General features: G+C 62.3%; 16 protein-coding genes. 10 read left to right on the plus strand and 6 right to left on the minus strand.

From position 1 onward, the window contains the following. Positions 1 to 15: 15 nt before the first annotated feature. The 6 genes from argH (at position 16) to ACR0DO_RS13450 (ending at position 6444) form a co-directional block, all read left to right on the plus strand. Positions 16 to 1404, plus strand: a complete 1389-nt coding sequence (gene argH / locus ACR0DO_RS13425; RefSeq protein ID WP_480559424.1) for an argininosuccinate lyase — start codon at positions 16 to 18, stop codon at positions 1402 to 1404. A gap of 54 nt (positions 1405 to 1458) precedes the next feature. After that, complete coding sequence (locus ACR0DO_RS13430; RefSeq protein ID WP_480559426.1) at positions 1459 to 1944, plus strand: sugar-transfer associated ATP-grasp domain-containing protein; 486 nt, start codon at positions 1459 to 1461, stop codon at positions 1942 to 1944. Positions 1945 to 2121: 177 nt separating this feature from the next. Beyond that, entirely contained in the window at positions 2122 to 2307 is a 186-nt protein-coding gene (locus ACR0DO_RS13435) for an argininosuccinate lyase (RefSeq protein ID WP_480443309.1), read from the plus strand. Positions 2308 to 2388: 81 nt separating this feature from the next. Then, entirely contained in the window at positions 2389 to 2538 is a 150-nt protein-coding gene (locus ACR0DO_RS13440) for a hypothetical protein (RefSeq protein WP_480559428.1), read from the plus strand. Between the two features lie 65 nt (positions 2539 to 2603). Beyond that, entirely contained in the window at positions 2604 to 3869 is a 1266-nt protein-coding gene (gene lysA, locus ACR0DO_RS13445) for a diaminopimelate decarboxylase (RefSeq protein ID WP_480559430.1), read from the plus strand. 76 nt (positions 3870 to 3945) lie between these two features. Continuing rightward, entirely contained in the window at positions 3946 to 6444 is a 2499-nt protein-coding gene (locus ACR0DO_RS13450) for a TIGR02302 family protein (RefSeq protein ID WP_480559432.1), read from the plus strand. Positions 6445 to 6462: 18 nt separating this feature from the next. On the opposite strand, the gene ACR0DO_RS13455 is transcribed toward ACR0DO_RS13450, so the two are convergent. Next, positions 6463 to 7245 carry a zinc-ribbon domain-containing protein gene (locus ACR0DO_RS13455; protein WP_480559434.1) on the minus strand — a complete coding sequence of 261 codons (783 nt, stop codon included), beginning with the start codon at positions 7243 to 7245 and terminating at the stop codon, positions 6463 to 6465. A gap of 183 nt (positions 7246 to 7428) precedes the next feature. Between ACR0DO_RS13455 and ACR0DO_RS13460 the strand changes: the two genes are divergently transcribed. From ACR0DO_RS13460 to ACR0DO_RS13475, 4 genes are read left to right on the plus strand one after another with little or no spacing between them, the layout of a single operon-like run. Beyond that, the gene (locus ACR0DO_RS13460; protein ID WP_480559436.1) at positions 7429 to 8106 is read left to right on the plus strand and encodes a cell division ATP-binding protein FtsE; all 678 of its coding nucleotides are present in this window, start codon (positions 7429 to 7431) and stop codon (positions 8104 to 8106) included. Continuing rightward, positions 8103 to 9002: an FtsX-like permease family protein gene (locus ACR0DO_RS13465; RefSeq protein ID WP_170446220.1), complete on the plus strand. Its 900-nt coding sequence runs from the start codon at positions 8103 to 8105 to the stop codon at positions 9000 to 9002. The genes ACR0DO_RS13460 and ACR0DO_RS13465 overlap by 4 nt, the downstream gene beginning before the upstream one ends. Next, entirely contained in the window at positions 9002 to 9742 is a 741-nt protein-coding gene (locus ACR0DO_RS13470; RefSeq protein ID WP_480559438.1) for a lysophospholipid acyltransferase family protein, read from the plus strand. Before ACR0DO_RS13465 ends, ACR0DO_RS13470 begins: the two co-directional genes overlap by 1 nt. Beyond that, on the plus strand, positions 9729 to 10334 hold the full coding sequence (locus ACR0DO_RS13475) for a pyridoxamine 5'-phosphate oxidase family protein (RefSeq protein ID WP_480559440.1): 606 nt from the start codon (positions 9729 to 9731) through the stop codon (positions 10332 to 10334). Before ACR0DO_RS13470 ends, ACR0DO_RS13475 begins: the two co-directional genes overlap by 14 nt. 1 nt (position 10335) lies before the next feature. On the opposite strand, the gene ACR0DO_RS13480 is transcribed toward ACR0DO_RS13475, so the two are convergent. From ACR0DO_RS13480 to ACR0DO_RS13500, 5 genes are all read right to left on the minus strand, one after another. Continuing rightward, positions 10336 to 11184 (minus strand): TerB family tellurite resistance protein, encoded by an 849-nt coding sequence (locus ACR0DO_RS13480; protein ID WP_480559442.1) that lies wholly within the window; start codon positions 11182 to 11184, stop codon positions 10336 to 10338. Positions 11185 to 11345: 161 nt separating this feature from the next. Then, a complete protein-coding gene (gene lpdA / locus ACR0DO_RS13485; protein ID WP_480559444.1) occupies positions 11346 to 12734 on the minus strand; it encodes a dihydrolipoyl dehydrogenase in 1389 nt (462 codons plus the stop codon). A gap of 73 nt (positions 12735 to 12807) precedes the next feature. Then, complete coding sequence (locus tag ACR0DO_RS13490) at positions 12808 to 13077, minus strand: hypothetical protein (RefSeq protein ID WP_480559446.1); 270 nt, start codon at positions 13075 to 13077, stop codon at positions 12808 to 12810. Between the two features lie 2 nt (positions 13078 to 13079). Next, a complete protein-coding gene (gene odhB / locus ACR0DO_RS13495; protein ID WP_480559448.1) occupies positions 13080 to 14579 on the minus strand; it encodes a 2-oxoglutarate dehydrogenase complex dihydrolipoyllysine-residue succinyltransferase in 1500 nt (499 codons plus the stop codon). 2 nt (positions 14580 to 14581) lie between these two features. Then, entirely contained in the window at positions 14582 to 17539 is a 2958-nt protein-coding gene (locus ACR0DO_RS13500) for a 2-oxoglutarate dehydrogenase E1 component (protein WP_480559450.1), read from the minus strand. Between the last annotated feature and the right edge of the window lie 4 nt (positions 17540 to 17543).

A 17543-nucleotide genomic window follows, 5' to 3' on the forward strand; every position in this document is an offset into this window, starting at 1 on the left:
TCCGGGTTTTCTTACATGACCGATCAATCCTCGAACCAGATGTGGGGCGGCCGCTTTGCCGCCGGTCCAGACGCGATCATGGAGGCGATCAATGCCTCGATCGGGTTCGATCAGCGGATGGCAGCCCAGGACATCGCAGGCTCGCGCGCCCATGCCGCCATGTTGGCCGCCACAGGCGTTATTACTGATAGTGACGCTGAAGCTATTCGGGAAGGGCTGCTCACCGTTTTGTCAGAAATCCAGAACGGAGAATTTCAGTTCTCGACCGCGCTGGAAGACATCCACATGAATGTCGAAGCGCGACTGAAAGAAGTGATTGGTGAGCCTGCAGGCCGTTTGCACACGGGCCGGTCGCGAAATGACCAGGTTGCGACCGATTTCAAACTGTGGGTGCGTGATCAACTGGACGCGGCCGAAACCGGCCTGCTGGCCCTGATCCGCGCGCTTTTGGCGCAGGCCGAAGCGGGCGCCGATTGGGTCATGCCGGGCTTTACCCACCTGCAAACCGCGCAGCCGGTGACATGGGGCCACCATATGATGGCCTATGTCGAGATGTTTGGCCGTGACCTGAGCCGCGTTCGTGACGCCCGTGCCCGGATGAACGAATCCCCGCTGGGGGCGGCTGCTCTGGCCGGAACGTCCTTCCCCATCGACCGCCACATGACGGCGCAGGCGCTGGGCTTTGACCGCCCTGCCGCCAACTCGCTGGACGCGGTCAGCGATCGCGACTTCGCGCTGGAGTTCCTGTCCACCGCCTCGATCTGCGCCGTCCACCTGTCGCGCTTTGCCGAAGAATTGGTGATCTGGTCCTCGGCCCAGTTCCGCTTTGTCACGCTGTCGGATCGGTTCTCGACAGGCTCTTCGATCATGCCGCAGAAGAAGAACCCCGACGCGGCCGAACTGATCCGCGCCAAGGTGGGGCGCATCTATGGGGCTAACACTGCGCTGATGATGGTGATGAAGGGCCTGCCGCTGGCCTATTCCAAGGACATGCAGGAAGACAAGGAACAGGTCTTTGATGCCGCCGACAACTGGATGCTGGCGCTGGCGGCGATGGAAGGCATGGTCAAGGACATGACCGCCAACCGCGAAAGCCTGGCCGCCGCCGCAGGCTCGGGTTTCTCGACCGCGACCGATCTGGCCGACTGGCTGGTGCGGGTGCCGGGCCTGCCGTTCCGCGACGCCCACCACGTTACCGGCTCGCTGGTCGCCATGGCCGAGAGCAAAGGCTGTGACCTGCCCGACCTGACGCTGGAAGACATGCAATCGGTTCACGCCGAGATTACCGACGATGTCTACACGGTGCTTGGCGTCGATAACTCGGTAAACTCGCGCCAGTCCTACGGTGGCACGGCACCGGACCAGGTGCGCGCGCAGATCGAACGGTGGAAGGCGCTGGTCTGAGACATTCCAGCCTGCGCCCGGATCTCCGGGCGCAGTTCCAATTGCTGCCATCTGGTGAACAGTCACGCCAAATTTTGGTCATTTTTCCTGATTCAAGTCGGCCCCAGAATGCTCACGCTATATTTCTGGCAACAGGGCAGCATTCAGGATCAGATCGACGATAATGGTGTTCTGGGCGAAGCGCGGACCGGCATCGGGCTTGATGCTCAAACCATCGAGCGTCACCCGGTGTCTGAGGAGCCATTTGCCGGTGTTCGCGTCCCAAACTGGGAAGAACTGGTCGACACTTGCGTGTCAGCCCACGAATTGTTCCCTGAATTCGGCGTTTTCGGCTGGGATGTGGCAGTCACTGAAACCGGCCCGGCAATCATCGAGTGCAACGCAAACCCGTTTCATACGCTTTACCAGCTTGTCTATGGACGTGGTCTGTATAATCCGGACTTTGCGCCAGCGATTGAAAACGCAACAAAGATTTCTGCGGATATGTTGAAGCAGGTCGAGGAACTGGAGAAATCCCGCCGCGATGCGTGCCGCTCTTAGGCGCAGACAGACGATCGCTGTCGGTCGGCATGGTCCGGTCGGGAAAACAGTGGGTGGGAGGTTCGATGACATTCCTGGTGTTCACGGTGTGAAAATGCGGTAAAATCCCGCCAGTCCTGCCGTGGCGTAGTGCCCCGGTCAGGTGCATGTCCAGATCAAGCGGCGGAAGGTGTTGGCATGATGCGAATTTTGCGTTTGGGTTTTGTCTTATTGGCCGGGTTTACCCTGGCCGCCTGCGGTGCTGATGGTGAGCCGATCCAGCCAACGATGAGCGCCAATATCGGTGTCGGCAGCAGCGGCACCCATGTCGGGGGCGGTGTCGGGGTCCGGCGCGGCGGTCTTGGCGTCTATTTGGGCGTATGACACCTTTGCAATTTGTCCGCCGCGCGCTTATCTGCATGGTATCACCGGCCTTGCGCCAACTCCTAAGCATAAGACGACACTATGAAATTTATCGGCCTGATCCTGTCCCTTGCCGTGCTTGCGGCCTGCGATCCTTCGTATAAACCCCGCCCTGAGCCCGAGGAGCCTTCGGGTGGGTCCGGTATCTCGGTTTCGGGCTATGCGCGGGTCGGTGTGTCGACAACCAACTGACGGAACGCTTCGGGTCGTGCAGAATCCATTGATCCGACAGGCAGTTTTGGTCTAAGCGCGCTGTCATGGATCACTTTCTCTACCGCGACGGCGCGCTTTACGCCGAGGATGTCCCGATCTCGGAAATCGCCGCCACCGTCGGAACCCCGTTCTATGTCTACTCGACCGCGACCCTGTTGCGGCATTTCCAGCTGTTCGATGACGCGCTTGAGGGCATAGATCACCTTGTCTGCTATGCGATGAAGGCCGCCAGCAATCAGGCGATTCTGAAAACGTTGGCGCAGGCGGGCGCGGGGATGGATGTGGTCTCGGGCGGGGAATACCTGCGGGCCAAGGCCGCCGGTGTGCCGGGCGACAAGATCGTGTTTTCGGGGGTCGGTAAAACCGCCGATGAAATCCGCACCGCGCTGACTGGCGGCATCCGCCAGTTCAACGTGGAATCCGAGCCCGAAATGGAAGTTATCAACGCCGTTGCGCTGGAGCTGGGCGTGGTCGCTCCGATCACCGTGCGGGTGAACCCGGATGTGGACGCCAAGACCCACGCCAAGATCGCCACCGGCAAGTCCGAGAACAAATTCGGCATCCCGATCGCCCGCGCGTCCGAGGTCTATGCCCATGCCGCCAGCCTGCCGGGGTTGGAGGTGATCGGCATCGACGTTCATATCGGCTCGCAACTGACCGAGCTTGAGCCGTTTGAATTGGCCTATACCAAGGTCGCCGAACTGACCGAACAACTGCGCGCCGAGGGGCATAACATCCGCCGTCTCGATTTGGGGGGCGGGCTTGGCATCCCCTATACCCGGGCCAATGACGCGCCGCCGCTGCCGGTGGAATATGGCGCATTGATCAAGAAAACACTGGGCCATCTGGGTTGCGAGATCGAAATCGAACCGGGCCGCCTGATTGCGGGCAATGCCGGTCTGATGGTCAGCAAGGTGATTTATGTGAAATCGGGCGAGGGCCGCGACTTCCTGATCCTCGACGGGGCCATGAACGACCTGATCCGCCCCGCGATGTATGAGGCGCATCACGATATCGTCGCCGTTCAGGAGCCCGAGCCGGGTGTTGAACAACAACCCTATGACATCGTCGGGCCTGTCTGTGAAACCGGCGATACCTTTGCCAAACAGCGCAACATGCCACCGCTTGCGGCCGGTGATCTGGTCGCCTTCCGCAGCGCCGGTGCCTATGGCGCGGTGATGGCCAGCGAATACAACACCCGTCCCCTGATCCCCGAGGTTCTGGTGCATGGGGATCAATTTGCCGTAATTCGTGAACGGCCAAGCTTTGACGAAATCATAAACCGCGATACCATACCTACGTGGCTTTGACGCGATAACCGCGCGGGCCCGCTGACGGAGGCCCGCCTTGACCGCAAGATCGAACCTACCGATCCCAAGACCGTCCATGTGGCTGACGCACGCAGGGATGCTGGCCGAGCAGGTTTTGCGCGCCTTCTGGCCGTTTTTCTCGGGCTCCATGGCGATTCTGGCCGCTTTGATGCTGGGGCTGCAGGATCATGTTCCGGTGGAACTGGTCTGGACCGCGGGCGCGCTGGCCCTTTTGGGGCTGCTTGCGGCGCTGATCCTGGGTGTGCGGCGATTCCATGTGCCATCACGGACCGAAGCGCTGATGCGGCTGGATGCGTCACTGCCCGGCCGCCCGATTCAGGCGCTGATGGACGATCAGGCCATTGGCGCGATGGATGCGGATTCGGTTGCCCTGTGGCACGCGCACCAGAAACGGATGGCGCAGCGGGCGGCGCAGGCCGATCCGGTCAAACCGGATTTGCGGCTGGCTGACCGCGACCCCTACGCATTGCGATACTCTGCCCTGCTGGCGCTGGTGATTGCGGGCTTGTTCGGCTCGTTCTGGCGCATCGGCTCGGTGGCCGAGATGACTCCGGGCGCGGCCATCGCAGGCCAGGGACCAAGTTGGGAGGGTTGGGTTGAGCCGCCGCGCTATACCGGCCTGCCGACGCTCTACTTGGCGGATCAGGACGACCCGACGCTGTCGATCCCGCAGGGCAGCCGGATTACACTGCGCTTCTACGGAGAGGTCGGCGCCCATAGTTTGACGGAAACAGCCACGCCTCTGGGCACTCAGGACGCGACCGAGCCGGAACAGGACTTTGTGGTCGAACGGTCCGGCCACCTCAGGATCGCTGGCCCGTCCGGGCGCGACTGGGCGCTGGATGTGGTTCAGGATACCGCGCCCATCATCGGTGTCGCGGATGTGGCCGAGGCCGAGGCGGGCGGGCAGATGAAGCTGCCCTTTGCCGCCAGTGACGACTATGGCGTGGTATCCGGCAGCGCCACGATCAAGCTGGACCTTGATGCGGTGGAACGCCGCTATGGTCTGACCGTCGCCCCCGAGGCGCGCGAGGCGATTGAGGTGGAACTGCCGATGCCGATCACCGGTGATCGGGCCGATTTCACCGAGGATCTGATCGAGGACTTCTCGCAGCATCCCTGGGCGCATCTGCCGGTGACAATCACCCTGACGGCACGGGATGCGGCGGATCAGGAAAGCCAGTCCGAACCTTATATGACCAAACTGCCCGCGCGGCGGTTCTTTGATCCGCTGGCTGCAGCGGTAATCGAGCAGCGCCGCGACCTGCTGTGGTCGCGGGACAACGCGCCGCGGGTTGCCCAATTGCTGCGTGCGGTCTCGCATTTGCCCGAGGGGTTCTTCCGTTCGGACACCGCCTATCTGCGCCTGCGCGTCACCCTGCGCCGGCTTGAGGCGTTCACCAAATACGACCTGAAGCCCAAGCAGCAGGAAGAGATCGCGCAGGCTTTGTGGGATCTGGCGGTCATCATCGAAGAAGGCACGCTGGCCGATGCGCTGGAACGGATGCGCCGGGCGCAGGAACGCCTGTCGGAGGCAATGAAGAACGGCGCCTCGGATGAGGAGATTGCCGAGCTGATGCAGGAACTGCGCGAGGCGACGGAGGACTATATGCGCCAGCTGCAGCGTCTGGCGCAGGAAAACGGTGAGTTCGAAGAGAACCAGCAAGGCCAGAACGGCGAAACCCTGCAGATGACGCAGGACGACCTGCAACGGATGATGGACCGCATTCAGGAACTGATGGAACAGGGCCGTATGGCCGAGGCGCAGCAGGCGCTGGAAGAGTTCCAGCAGATGATGGAGAACATGCGCGTCACTCAGGGTCAGGGTCAGGGCCAGCAATCCGAAGGCCAGCAAGCGATGGAAGGATTGGCCGAAACGCTGCGGGAACAGCAAGGGCTCAGTGATCAGGCCTTCCGCGATCTGCAGGAGCAGTTCAACCCCGGCGCGCAGGCTGGCGAAAGCGAAGGCAACGAGGGCCGCAGCGGCGGTCAGGGCCGAGGCCAGAGCCATGAAGGCCAGGGTGGTCGCGGTTCGGATCAACAGGGCGGCAGTGAGCAGGGTCAGGGATCGTTGGCGGACCGTCAGCAGGACCTGCGGAACGAGTTGGGCCGTCAGCAGCAAAGCCTGCCCGGCGCGGGAACGCCGGAAGGCGAAGCGGCGCGCGATGCGCTGGGCCGTGCAGGCCGTGCCATGGACGACGCTGAAGAGGCCCTGCGCAGTGACGATCTGGCCGAGGCCATCGACCGTCAGTCCGAGGCGATGGAAGCCCTGCGCGAAGGGATGCGGTCACTGGGCGAGGCATTGGCCCAGAACCAGCAGAACCAGCCCGGCCAGGGCACGCAGGACGGCGACATGCAGGCCAATAACCGCGATCCGCTGGGCCGCAATCCGGGCACCAACGGGTCGATCTCGACCGATGACAATATGCTGCAGGGCGAAGACGTCTATCGTCGTGCCCGCGAATTGCTTGACGAAATCCGCCGCCGCACCGGCGAGACGGATCGCCCTCAGATCGAGTTGGAGTACCTCAAGCGGCTGTTGGAGCGGTTCTAGCGCCGCCCCGCAACCGGATCAGTTCTGGGCTGTGCCCGAGGTCTGCACCTCGAGCCAGAGACGTGCCTGATCCACCATCGTCACATAGGTTTCCAGGATCGGATCGGCCTGCGGAACAGCCTGGCTGATTTTCTGCGCATTGCCATAGATCAGCATCAGCACAATCCCGACAATCAGGATCGCCGCAAAACCACGCAGGAACCCGCCGGATTTGTGCGGAGCGGCGTCCTCTGCCGCTGGGGCATCATCGCTGCGCAGGCTGGAATTGATCGCCTCGACATCCGGCAGCACATCCTTCTGCCCCGCATCTTCGGCGGTCTCGGTGGCCGTCAGTTCTTTGATGGCGCGCTCCGGGTCGGGCTCAGGCTCGGGCGGGGTATCCAGCGCCAGATCGGGCTGGGTTTCAAGGCCGCCGCCTTCCTGAGCGCGCAGATCAGCCTCGCGGGCGGCCTCTTCCTTGAGGATACTGGCAACCGCCGGGTCGACATTCCCGGTCGCCGCAGGTTTTTCAGGTTCCGGCGCGGCTTCGGGTTCGGGTACAGCCTCGGGCTCCGGTGTGGGCTCAGGCTGGGGGTCAACTTTCACTTCGGTGGCGGGTTCCGCCGCGGCCTCAGCGGGCTCGGCCTCAGCAGTCGTGTCCTCGACGACAGGTTCGGCCGCTGCGGGGGCGGGCTGTTCCGGGTGCTTGGCCTGAAACCACGTGTTCTCGCAATTCGAACACTGAACATCGCGGCCTTCTTCGGGAATGACCTCGTCTGGCACCTCGTACTGGGCGCTGCAATTCGGGCACGTAAGACGCATGCTGCCTCCTGGTCGGAACTTCGACCTGATAATAGTTTTTTCAGGGATGTTATTCCGTTAATACACGACCGCAAAGGGTGTTTTCGGTTTCACGGCGCAAGTGTCACCAATTCGACCCGGTGCAGGCATTGAAACCACCACCGCGCTCGGGCAAGAAGGGCGGCAACTAAGACGGGGGCCCCTGTGATCGAGCTGGAAAATGTCAGCTACACCTATGGTGGAGGCGAACTGCTGAGCGACGTGTCCCTGCAGCTGCAGCCGGGGTCGTTTCACTTTCTGACCGGCCCGTCAGGCGCCGGAAAGACCACCTTGCTCAAGCTGTGCTATGGCGCGCTGCTGCCCACATCCGGGCGGCTCAACGCGTTTGAGCAGGACGTCGCCGGGCTGGACCGGGATGATATGGCCCTGCTGCGCCGCCGGATCGGCGTCGTGCATCAGGATTGCCGGTTTCTGGATCACATGACGGTGGCCGAGAATGTGGCTCTGCCGCTGATGGTCTCCGGGCAGGCCGAGACCGCAAAGCGAGAGGACCTGAGCGAATTGCTGTCTTGGGTCGGTCTGGGTGCCCGGCTGGACGCGCATCCGCCGGAACTGTCCGGAGGGGAACGTCAGCGCGCCGCGCTGGCCCGTGCGGTGATCCTGTCGCCCGATGTGGTGCTGGCGGATGAACCCACCGGCAACGTCGACTGGGAAATGTCGCAACGCCTGCTGCGCCTGCTGGTCGAGTTGAACAGGATGGGCAAGACCGTGCTGATCGCCACCCATGACCTGAGCCTGATCCGCGCCGCCAAAAGCCAGGTGCAGGCGCGCGTGTTGCGGATCTCGCAGCGTCAGGTGCAGCTTGCGGGGGCGGATCTATGAGCAAGGGGATGATCCGGAACCTGTTGCAACGGGATGCGCGCGCCGACCGGGTCGTGCCTCCCACCGGCTATACCGCGCATCTGACCCTGTTCGTATCAGGCGCGATGGCCTTTCTGGCGGTGTTTGCGCTGGCCCTGTCGCTGGCCTCGGGGCGGTTGGCCGATCGCTGGGCGAGTGAACTGGCCGGGGCCGCCACCCTGCGCATCAACGCTCCCGCCGACCAACTGGCGGCCCAGACCGAAGCTGCCCTGACCGTGCTGAGCCAGACTCCCGGCGTCGCTTCGGCCCGGGCGCTGACGACCGAGGAACAGGCCGCGCTGCTGTCGCCGTGGTTCGGCCCTGACCTGCCGCTGGACACGCTGCCCATTCCGCAACTGATCGAGATTATCGAAGGTGAGCCCGGTCTGGACGCGACCGGCCTGCGCCTGCGGCTCGGGGCCGAGGTGCCGGGCGCGGTGCTGGATGACCATACCCGCTGGCGCGAGCCGTTGGTGGATGCAGCGATGTCGCTGCGACGGCTGGGCTGGGTCTCGATCCTGCTGATCGGTGGCGCTACGGCGGCGATGATCACCTTGGCCGCCAATGCCTCGCTGGCGGCCAATGCGCAGATTATCGAAGTGCTGCGCCTTGTGGGTGCCCGCGACCGCTTTATCGCCCGTGCCTTTGTCCGCCGCTTTACCTATCGCGCGTTTTTTGGTGCGGTTGTGGGCGTCCTGCTGGGAATGACCGGAGTATTGCTGTTGCCCGAAGCCTCGGACGAGGGCGGTTTTCTGACCGGTCTGGGCTTTCAGGGTGCAGGCTGGCTGTTGCCCGCGCTGATCCCCGTGCTGGGGGCCGCTGTCGCCTTTCTGGCCACATGGACCGCCGCCAGCCGCAAATTGAAGGAGCTTTCGTGATGGCCACTGCGTTTCAATGGGTCCGTTCGCTGATCTTCATGACCCTGATCTATGCCTGGATGCTGATCCTGGGTATTGTGTTCGCCCCTTATGCACTGTTTACCAAGCGCGGCGCGCGACAAGCCTGCAAGACCTATGCCCGCACAACCATGTGGCTGGCCCGCTGGCTGGTCGGCATCCGCACCGAGGTCCGCGGGGCCGTGCCCACGGGTGAGGTCGTGGTCGGGGCCAAGCATCAGTCCTTTCTCGACATCATCATGATTTTCGACGCGGTGCCGCACGGCAAGTTCATCATGAAAAAGGAACTGCTCTGGACGCCGATCATCGGCATGTATGCAAGGCGTCTTGGCTGTATCCCGGTCGATCGCGGCAAGAAGGGTGTGGCGGTGGCCAAGATGGTCAAGGACGTCTCGAAGGAATTCGCCGAGCCCGGCCAGTTGGTGATTTACCCGCAGGGCACCCGCGTCGCGCCGGGAATGCACAAACCCTACAAGGTGGGTACGGCGGTTCTGTACGAAGGCCTCGGGTTTCCCTGCGTGCCGGTTGCGACCAATGCCGGTGTTTTCTGGCCGCGCACGGGCGTTCTGCGCAAACCGGGGCTGGCGATTGTCGATTTTCTCGATCCGATCGAACCGGGCGTTGACCGCAAGGATTTCCTGCAACGGCTGGAAGACGTGATCGAGACACGGTCCGACGCATTGATGAAAGAAGTGGGGTTTGACCCGGATGGAGTTCATTAAAGATATCGATACGCTCGAAGGGCTGTATGGCACACCCGCAGCACCCTCGTTGCGCAAGGTGGCACACAGCCTGACACCGCTCTACTGCAAGTGGATCATGGCCTCGCGCCTGTGCATCCTCAGTACGGTCGGCCCCGAAGGCGCCGATGGCAGTCCGCGCGGGGATGACGGCCCAGTGGTGCTGGAGCTTGATCCCAATACGCTGGCCCTGCCGGATTGGCGCGGCAACAACCGTCTGGATTCCCTGCGCAATATCGTGCGGGACCCGCGTGTGGCGCTGATGTTTCTGGTGCCCGGGTCCAACAACGTCGTGCGTATAAACGGACTGGCGCGGCTGACGGCGGATGCCGATCTGCGCGCCCGGTTCGAGAAGAACGGCAAACTGCCCGCCACCGTTGCGATCATCGAAATCTCTGAGATCTACACCCAATGCGCCCGCGCGATGATGCGGGCGCGGACATGGAGTGCGGGTGATGAAAGCGCCGATCTTCCCAGCGTGGGCGAGATTCTGGCCGAGGTGAGCGAAGGGGAAGAAGGCGGCGCGCGTTATGATGCCGAATGGGGCCCGCGCGCCGCAAAGACCATGTGGTAAATCAGGCCGGCTTGGCGTTCATGGCCTGAAACATCGTCATGAACTCGTCAACATTGATCCCCAGTCCGCGCGCCAGTTTCTGGGCGAAAAGGGCCTCATCATCATCCATATTGCCGTCTGCGGCTGCGATCATCAGCGTGGCCTGCAGCACCATGCGTTTCTGATCCGAGGTCAACCCGGTGCCAAAGGCCGCGAACTGAGCTTCGGTCGGTTTGGCCTCGGCCATGTCGAACATGCGGCGGATGCGGGCCTCGTCAAAGGTCTCGCCGGTCATCTGCTTGGCGATATCGGCCATCATTGTGACCTCTGACGGGTCCAGACTGCCATCCGCCTTTGCTGCGTGGCACATCGCGTCCATCGCCCGCAGGGCCGCCGGATGGACATCGCCCATCTGTGCATGCCGCTGCGCCGTGCGTTTGGCTTGAACAGCAGATTTCAATCCGGCAACGATCAGAAACACCGCAACGACGGCCAAACCCCAAAAACCCGAGATCATGTCGGCGATTGACATCGAGGGTTGATCGGGCAGGTCCGCAGGGTAGGTCCCAACAACTTTGCCCAACGTCAACTGTTCGGCGTTCACCGAGTAATAGCTGTCGCTGTCGCATTTGTTCGGGGCCATGACATAGCCGATCGAACTGCGCCACACACCGGCGAACATGATGTGAGTTTTCTTGGTCAAATGGCACAAGGCCAGTGTTTGACCGGAATTGTCAGTGACATCGGTCTCAGCGACGAGACTCATCTGTTCGGCCGTGCCCCAGACGCCGCCAGCGCGGCCTGCCTGGGCGTCCTGACCTGAGAACATGGTGAATAACAGCGCTGCCGCGCAGAGAAGTGCAAACCGCATTTCAGCCTCAATAAATGTTACGTTTCAATCGTCTGTGCCGATTCAGGCCCGGCAATCACGGTTGATTGATCAACTTTTACGGTAACAAAACTAAGACGATGCAACGGCAGAAAAAAGGCGGGCTGCTGAGCCCGCCTCTCTGGTTTTCTTTTGCAGCAGGATCAGCTGTGGATAGGACCGTCGCCACAGGCCAGCGCAGCCTCGCGCACCGCTTCCGAATAGGTCGGGTGGGCGTGGCAGGTCAGGGCCAGATCCTCGGCCGAGGCACCGAATTCCATGGCCACACAGACCTCGTGGATCAGGTCACCGGCTGCCGGGCCGATGATGTGGCAGCCCAGAATGCGGTCGGTTTCCTTGTCGGCCAGAATCTTGACGAAGCCGTCGGCAGCAAAGTTCGCCTTGGCGCGGCCATTGCCCATGAACATGAACTTGCCGACCTTATAGGCGCGACCTGCGGCCTTGAGCGTCTCTTCGGTTTCGCCCACGTTTGCCACTTCGGGCCAGGTGTAGATCACGCCCGGGATGACGCCATAGTTCACGTGGCCATGCTTGCCCGCGACCTGCTCGGCGGCGGCCATGCCTTCGTCTTCGGCCTTGTGCGCCAGCATCGGGCCTTCGGTGACGTCACCGATGGCATAGATGCCCGGCACGTTGGTCTGCCAGTCGGCGCCCACCTTGATCTGACCACGCTGGGTCATCTCAACGCCCAAGGCCTCAAGCCCCAGCCCGTCCGAGAACGGCTTGCGGCCGGTGGCGACCAGAACCGTGTCGGCGTCGATCACATGCTCGCTGTCATCCTTGCGCAGCTTGTAGGTGACCTTGGCCTTGGTCTTGGTGGCCTCGGTCTTTTGCACCGCCGCACCCATGACGAACTTCAGGCCCTGCTTTTTCAGGATGCGTTGGAAGGTCTTCTGCACCTCGGGGTCCATGCCCGGGGTGATCACGTCGAGGAATTCGATCACGGTGACCTCGGCCCCCAGACGCTGATAGACCGAGCCCAGTTCCAGACCGATCACGCCAGCGCCGATGACGACCATCTTCTTCGGAATCTTGCCCAGAGACAGCGCTCCGGTCGAGGTCACGACGACCTTCTCGTCCACCTCTACACCCGGCAGCGAGGCCGCTTCTGACCCGGACGCGATGATGATGTTCTTGGCCGAGTGGACCTCATCCCCAACTTTCACCTGACCGGCCGCAGGGATCGAGCCCCACCCTTTGAGCCAGTCGATCTTGTTCTTCTTGAACAGGAACTCGATGCCCTTGGTGTTGCCCTCGATGGTTTCTTCCTTGTAGGCCTGCATCTGTTTCCAGTCGACCGAGGGGCTTTTGCCCTTCAGGCCCATCTTGGCAAAGTTGTGCTCGGCCTCATGCAGTTGATGGCTGGCGTGCAGCAGAGCCTTGGACGGGATACAGCCCACGTTCAGACAGGTGCCGCCCAGGGTTTCACGCCCTTCGACAACGGCGGTTTTCAGGCCCAGCTGGGCGCAGCGGATGGCGCAGACATAGCCGCCGGGGCCGGCGCCGATTACGATGACGTCATAGTTTGCCATTATACTCTCCTAAGTCGACCGGATGGACCGGTGGCTGCATGATCCGGTGTGACCGGATCATGCGGTGCGTTCTTCAAACCGGTTCCAGCAGCTTGATCGTGATATGTGCAATGCCGCCGCGTTCGTGGTGCATCGCCAGCTCTTCCGAGCCGAAAAAGGCCCGCGCCTTGTCCAGGTTCGTGACCTCGAACATGGCGATGGCGTGGTCGCGCTGGTCCGGATCGCGCCAGACATGCAGGTCGCGGATGCCCGCGGACTTGCGCATCGGCTTATCCTCGCGGAACACTTTCAACCAGGCGTCGAAATCGGCCACATCGGCCTGCCAGAGAACATGAGTCGCCATGATTACAGATCCATCAACAGGCGGCGCGGATCTTCCAGCGCCTCTTTCACACGAACAAGGAAGGTCACCGCACCTTTGCCATCAACGATCCGGTGGTCATAGGACAGTGCCAGATACATCATCGGACGGATCACAACCTGACCGTTGATCGCCATCGGACGGTCCTGAATCTTGTGCATCCCCAGAATACCCGACTGCGGGGGGTTCAGGATCGGCGACGACATCAGCGAACCGTAAACACCACCGTTCGAGATGGTGAAGGTGCCGCCCTGCATCTCGGCCATGGACAGCTTGCCTTCGCGGGCGCGCTTGCCCTTCTCGGCGATGGCTTTCTCGATCGCGGCGAAGGACATGCTATCCGCGTCGCGGATCACGGGAACCACGAGGCCGGTGGGCGTACCGGCAGCAACGCCCATGTGGACGAAGTTCTTGTAGACGATGTCGGTGCCGTCGATCTCGGCGTTCACCTCGGGCACTTCCTTCAGCGCGTGGCAACAGGCCTTGGTGAAGAAGGACATAAAGCCCAGACGCACGCCGTGCTTCTTCTCGAACTGGTCCTTGTACTGGTTGCGCAGGGCCATCACCTCGGTCATGTCCACCTCGTTATAGGTGGTCAGCATGGCGGCGGTGTTCTGGCTGTCTTTCAGGCGCTTGGCGATGGTCTGGCGTAGGCGGGTCATCTTGACCCGTTCCTCACGCGCCGCATCATCGGCTGCGACAGGCGCACGCGGTGCAGATGCAGGGGCCGGAGCCGCGGCCGGGGCCGGGGCGGCAGCGGTTGCCACGGCGCGGGCCACGTCGTCTTTCATGATGCGGCCATCGCGACCGGTGCCTGTGACCTGACCTGCGGACAGACCGGCCTCGGCCATGGCTTTTTCGGCAGAGGGCGCATTGGCCACGTCCTTGCCGGTGGCTGCCGCCGGTGCGGCGGCGGCTGCCGGTGCCGCGGCAGGAGCGGCTACGGCACCCGCACCCGAGATCACCGCCAGCTTGGCCGAAGCATCCACGGTGGTGCCCTCGGGCGCCACGATTTCCGCCAGAACGCCAGAGGCCGGGGCGGGAACCTCGACCGAGACCTTGTCGGTTTCCAGTTCACACAGCATTTCGTCCTGTGCGACGGCATCGCCAACCTGTTTGAACCAGGTGGCCACGGTCGCTTCGGTGACCGACTCGCCCAAGGTCGGCACCATCACGTCGACGCTGCCTGCGCCTGCGGCCGGGGCGGCCTTGGCTGCGGGGGCCGCAGCGGCAGGGGCAGCGCCTTCGCCTGCGGCAATGGTTGCCAGCAGCGCATCGACGCCGACTGTTTCACCTTCGGCAGCCACGATCTCGCCCATCACGCCCGCAGCGGGCGAGGGAACCTCGACGGTCACCTTGTCGGTTTCAAGCTCACACAGCATCTCATCCACGGCCACGGCATCACCGGGTTTCTTGAACCAGGTCGCAACCGTGGCTTCGGTGACGGATTCGCCCAGCGTGGGAACACGAACTTCAATGGACATCATTACTTTCCTTCAATGCTCAGCGCTTCGTTCACCAGCGCTTCTTGTTGGGCTTTGTGTTGGCTGGCCAGACCCGTCGCGGGCGAGGCCGATGTGGCGCGACCGACATAGCGGGGCCGGGTATGTTTGGCTTTGATGCGGGTCAGAACCCATTCGATATTGGGCTCGATAAAGGTCCAGGCGCCCTGGTTCTTGGGTTCTTCCTGACACCAGACGATCTCGGCCCCTTTAAAGCGCTCAAGCTCATTGATCAGCGAGTGCGCCGGGAACGGGTAATACTGTTCGATCCGCATCAGGTAGACATCGTCGATGCCGCGGGCGTCACGCTCTTCCAGCAGGTCATAGTAGACCTTGCCGGAACACATCACGACACGTTTGATCTTGTCGTCCTTGACCAGCTTGGTCTCGGAATTGCCCTGTTGCGCATCATCCCACAGCACCCGGTGAAAGCTGGAGCCGGTGGTGAACTGATCCGCCGTGCTGACGGCCAGCTTGTGGCGCAGCAGCGATTTCGGCGTCACCAGGATCAGCGGCTTGCGGAAAGTGCGGTGCAGCTGACGGCGCAGGATGTGGAAATAGTTCGCAGGCGTCGTACAGTTCGCCACGATCCAGTTGTCCTGACCGCACATCTGCAGGAACCGTTCCAGACGTGCCGAGCTGTGCTCGGGGCCTTGCCCTTCGAACCCGTGCGGCAACAGGCAGACCAGACCGGACATCCGCAGCCATTTGCTTTCGCCCGAGCTGATGAACTGGTCGAACATGATCTGCGCACCGTTGGCGAAGTCGCCGAACTGGGCCTCCCACAGAGTCAACGCGTTCGGTTCGGCCAGCGAATAGCCATATTCGAAACCCAGCACCGCATATTCCGACAGCATCGAGTCGATCACTTCGTATTTCGACTGGCCTGCGCGGATGTTGTTCAGCGGATAATACCGCTCTTCGCTTTCCTGATGGACAAAGCCCGAGTGGCGCTGGCTGAACGTGCCGCGTGTCGCGTCCTGTCCGGACAGGCGCACCGGGAACCCTTCGGTCAGCAACGAGCCAAAGGCCAGCGCCTCACCCGTGGCCCAGTCAAAGCCCTTGCCGTTGTCGAACATCTGTTTCTTGTGGTCCAGAAGACGGCCAACGGTCTTGTGCAGGGCGACATCCTCGGGGGCGTGTGTCAGCGCCTTGCCGATCTCGGCCAGGGTTTTCGGCGTGATCGCGGTTTCGCCGCGCACGTATTCCTCTTTGTTCTTGTCCAGATGCGACCAGCGCCCGTCCAGCCAGTCGGCCTTGTTGGGCTTATAGTCCTTGCCGGCATCAAACTCATCGTTCAGATGCGCCTGGAAGGCGGCCTTCATGTCCTCGATCTCACCCTCGGGGATCAGGCCGTCTTTGACCAGACGTTCGGTATACAGCGACAGGGTGGTCTTATGCGTCTTGATCTTCTTGTACATGATCGGGTTGGTGAACATGGGCTCGTCGCCCTCGTTGTGACCAAACCGGCGATAGCAGAAGATGTCGATGACCACGTCCTTGTGGAACTTCTGACGGAACTCGGTCGCCACCTTGGCGGCGTGCACCACGGCCTCGGGGTCGTCGCCGTTCACGTGGAAGATCGGAGCCTCGACCATCAGCGCGATATCCGTTGGATACGGGCTGGAGCGCGAGAAGTGCGGCGCAGTCGTAAAGCCGATCTGGTTGTTCACCACGATATGCATCGTTCCGCCGGTCTTGTGCCCGCGCAGGCCGGACAGGCCAAAGCCCTCGGCCACAACACCCTGACCGGCAAAGGCCGCATCACCGTGCAGCAGGATGCCCATCACTGCGGTGCGGTCGGTGTCGTTCAACTGATCCTGCTTGGCGCGGACCTTACCCAGGACCACCGGGTTCACCGCCTCAAGGTGCGAGGGGTTGGCGGTCAGCGACAGGTGTACGGAGTTGCCATCGAATTCCCGGTCGCTGGAGGCGCCGAGGTGGTATTTCACGTCGCCCGAACCATCCACGTCTTCGGGCTTGAAGCTGCCGCCCTGGAATTCGTTGAAGATCGCGCGGTAGGGCTTGCTCATCACATTGGCGAGGATGTTCAAACGGCCCCGGTGCGGCATCCCGATGACGATGTCCTTGATCCCCAATGCACCGCCGCGCTTGATGATCTGCTCCATCGCGGGGATCAGCGCCTCACCACCGTCCAGACCGAAGCGCTTGGTGCCCATGTATTTGACGTGCAGGAATTTCTCGAAGCCTTCGGCCTCGACCATCTTGTTCAGGATCGCCTTGCGGCCTTCCTTTGTGAACTGGATTTCCTTGCCATAGCCTTCGATCCTCTCCTTCAGCCAGGCGGCCTGTTCGGGATTCGAGATGTGCATGTATTGCAGCGCGAAAGTGCCGCAATAGGTCCGTTTCACGATCTCGACGATCTGGCGCATCGAGGCCATCTGCAGGCCCAGCACGTTGTCGATAAAGATCGGACGGTCCATGTCGGCTTCGGTAAAGCCATAGGTCTTGGGGTCCAGCTCAGGATGGTTGCTGGCCGCGCGCATCCCCAGCGGGTCCAGATTGGCGGCCAGATGGCCCCGAATCCGGTAGGCCCGGATCAGCATCAGCGCGCGCAGGCTGTCCAGCACCGCGCGCTTGATCTGGTCATCGCTGACCTGAACGCCCTTGTCCGCCGCCTTGTCCTTGATCTTCTTGCCCGCCGCCTTGGCGTCGATCTCGGCCCATTCACCGGTCAGCGCGCCGGTCAGATCATCCGTCGGCATCGGGGGCCAGTCGGTGCGTGCCCAGGACGGTCCCTCGGCCTCGCGCTGAACGTCCGGTGTGGCGTCACCCATGGCCTTGAAGAACTCGGCCCAGGCGGCATCGACCGCTCCGGGGTTCTTGGTGTACTGGGCGTAGAGCTGCTCCAGATACTCGGCATTGTGCCCCTGCATAAAGCTTGAGGCGTGAAACGCGGAATTGGGCGTATGTTCGGTCATGTGC

Source organism: Ruegeria sp. AM9 (genome assembly GCF_056540565.1).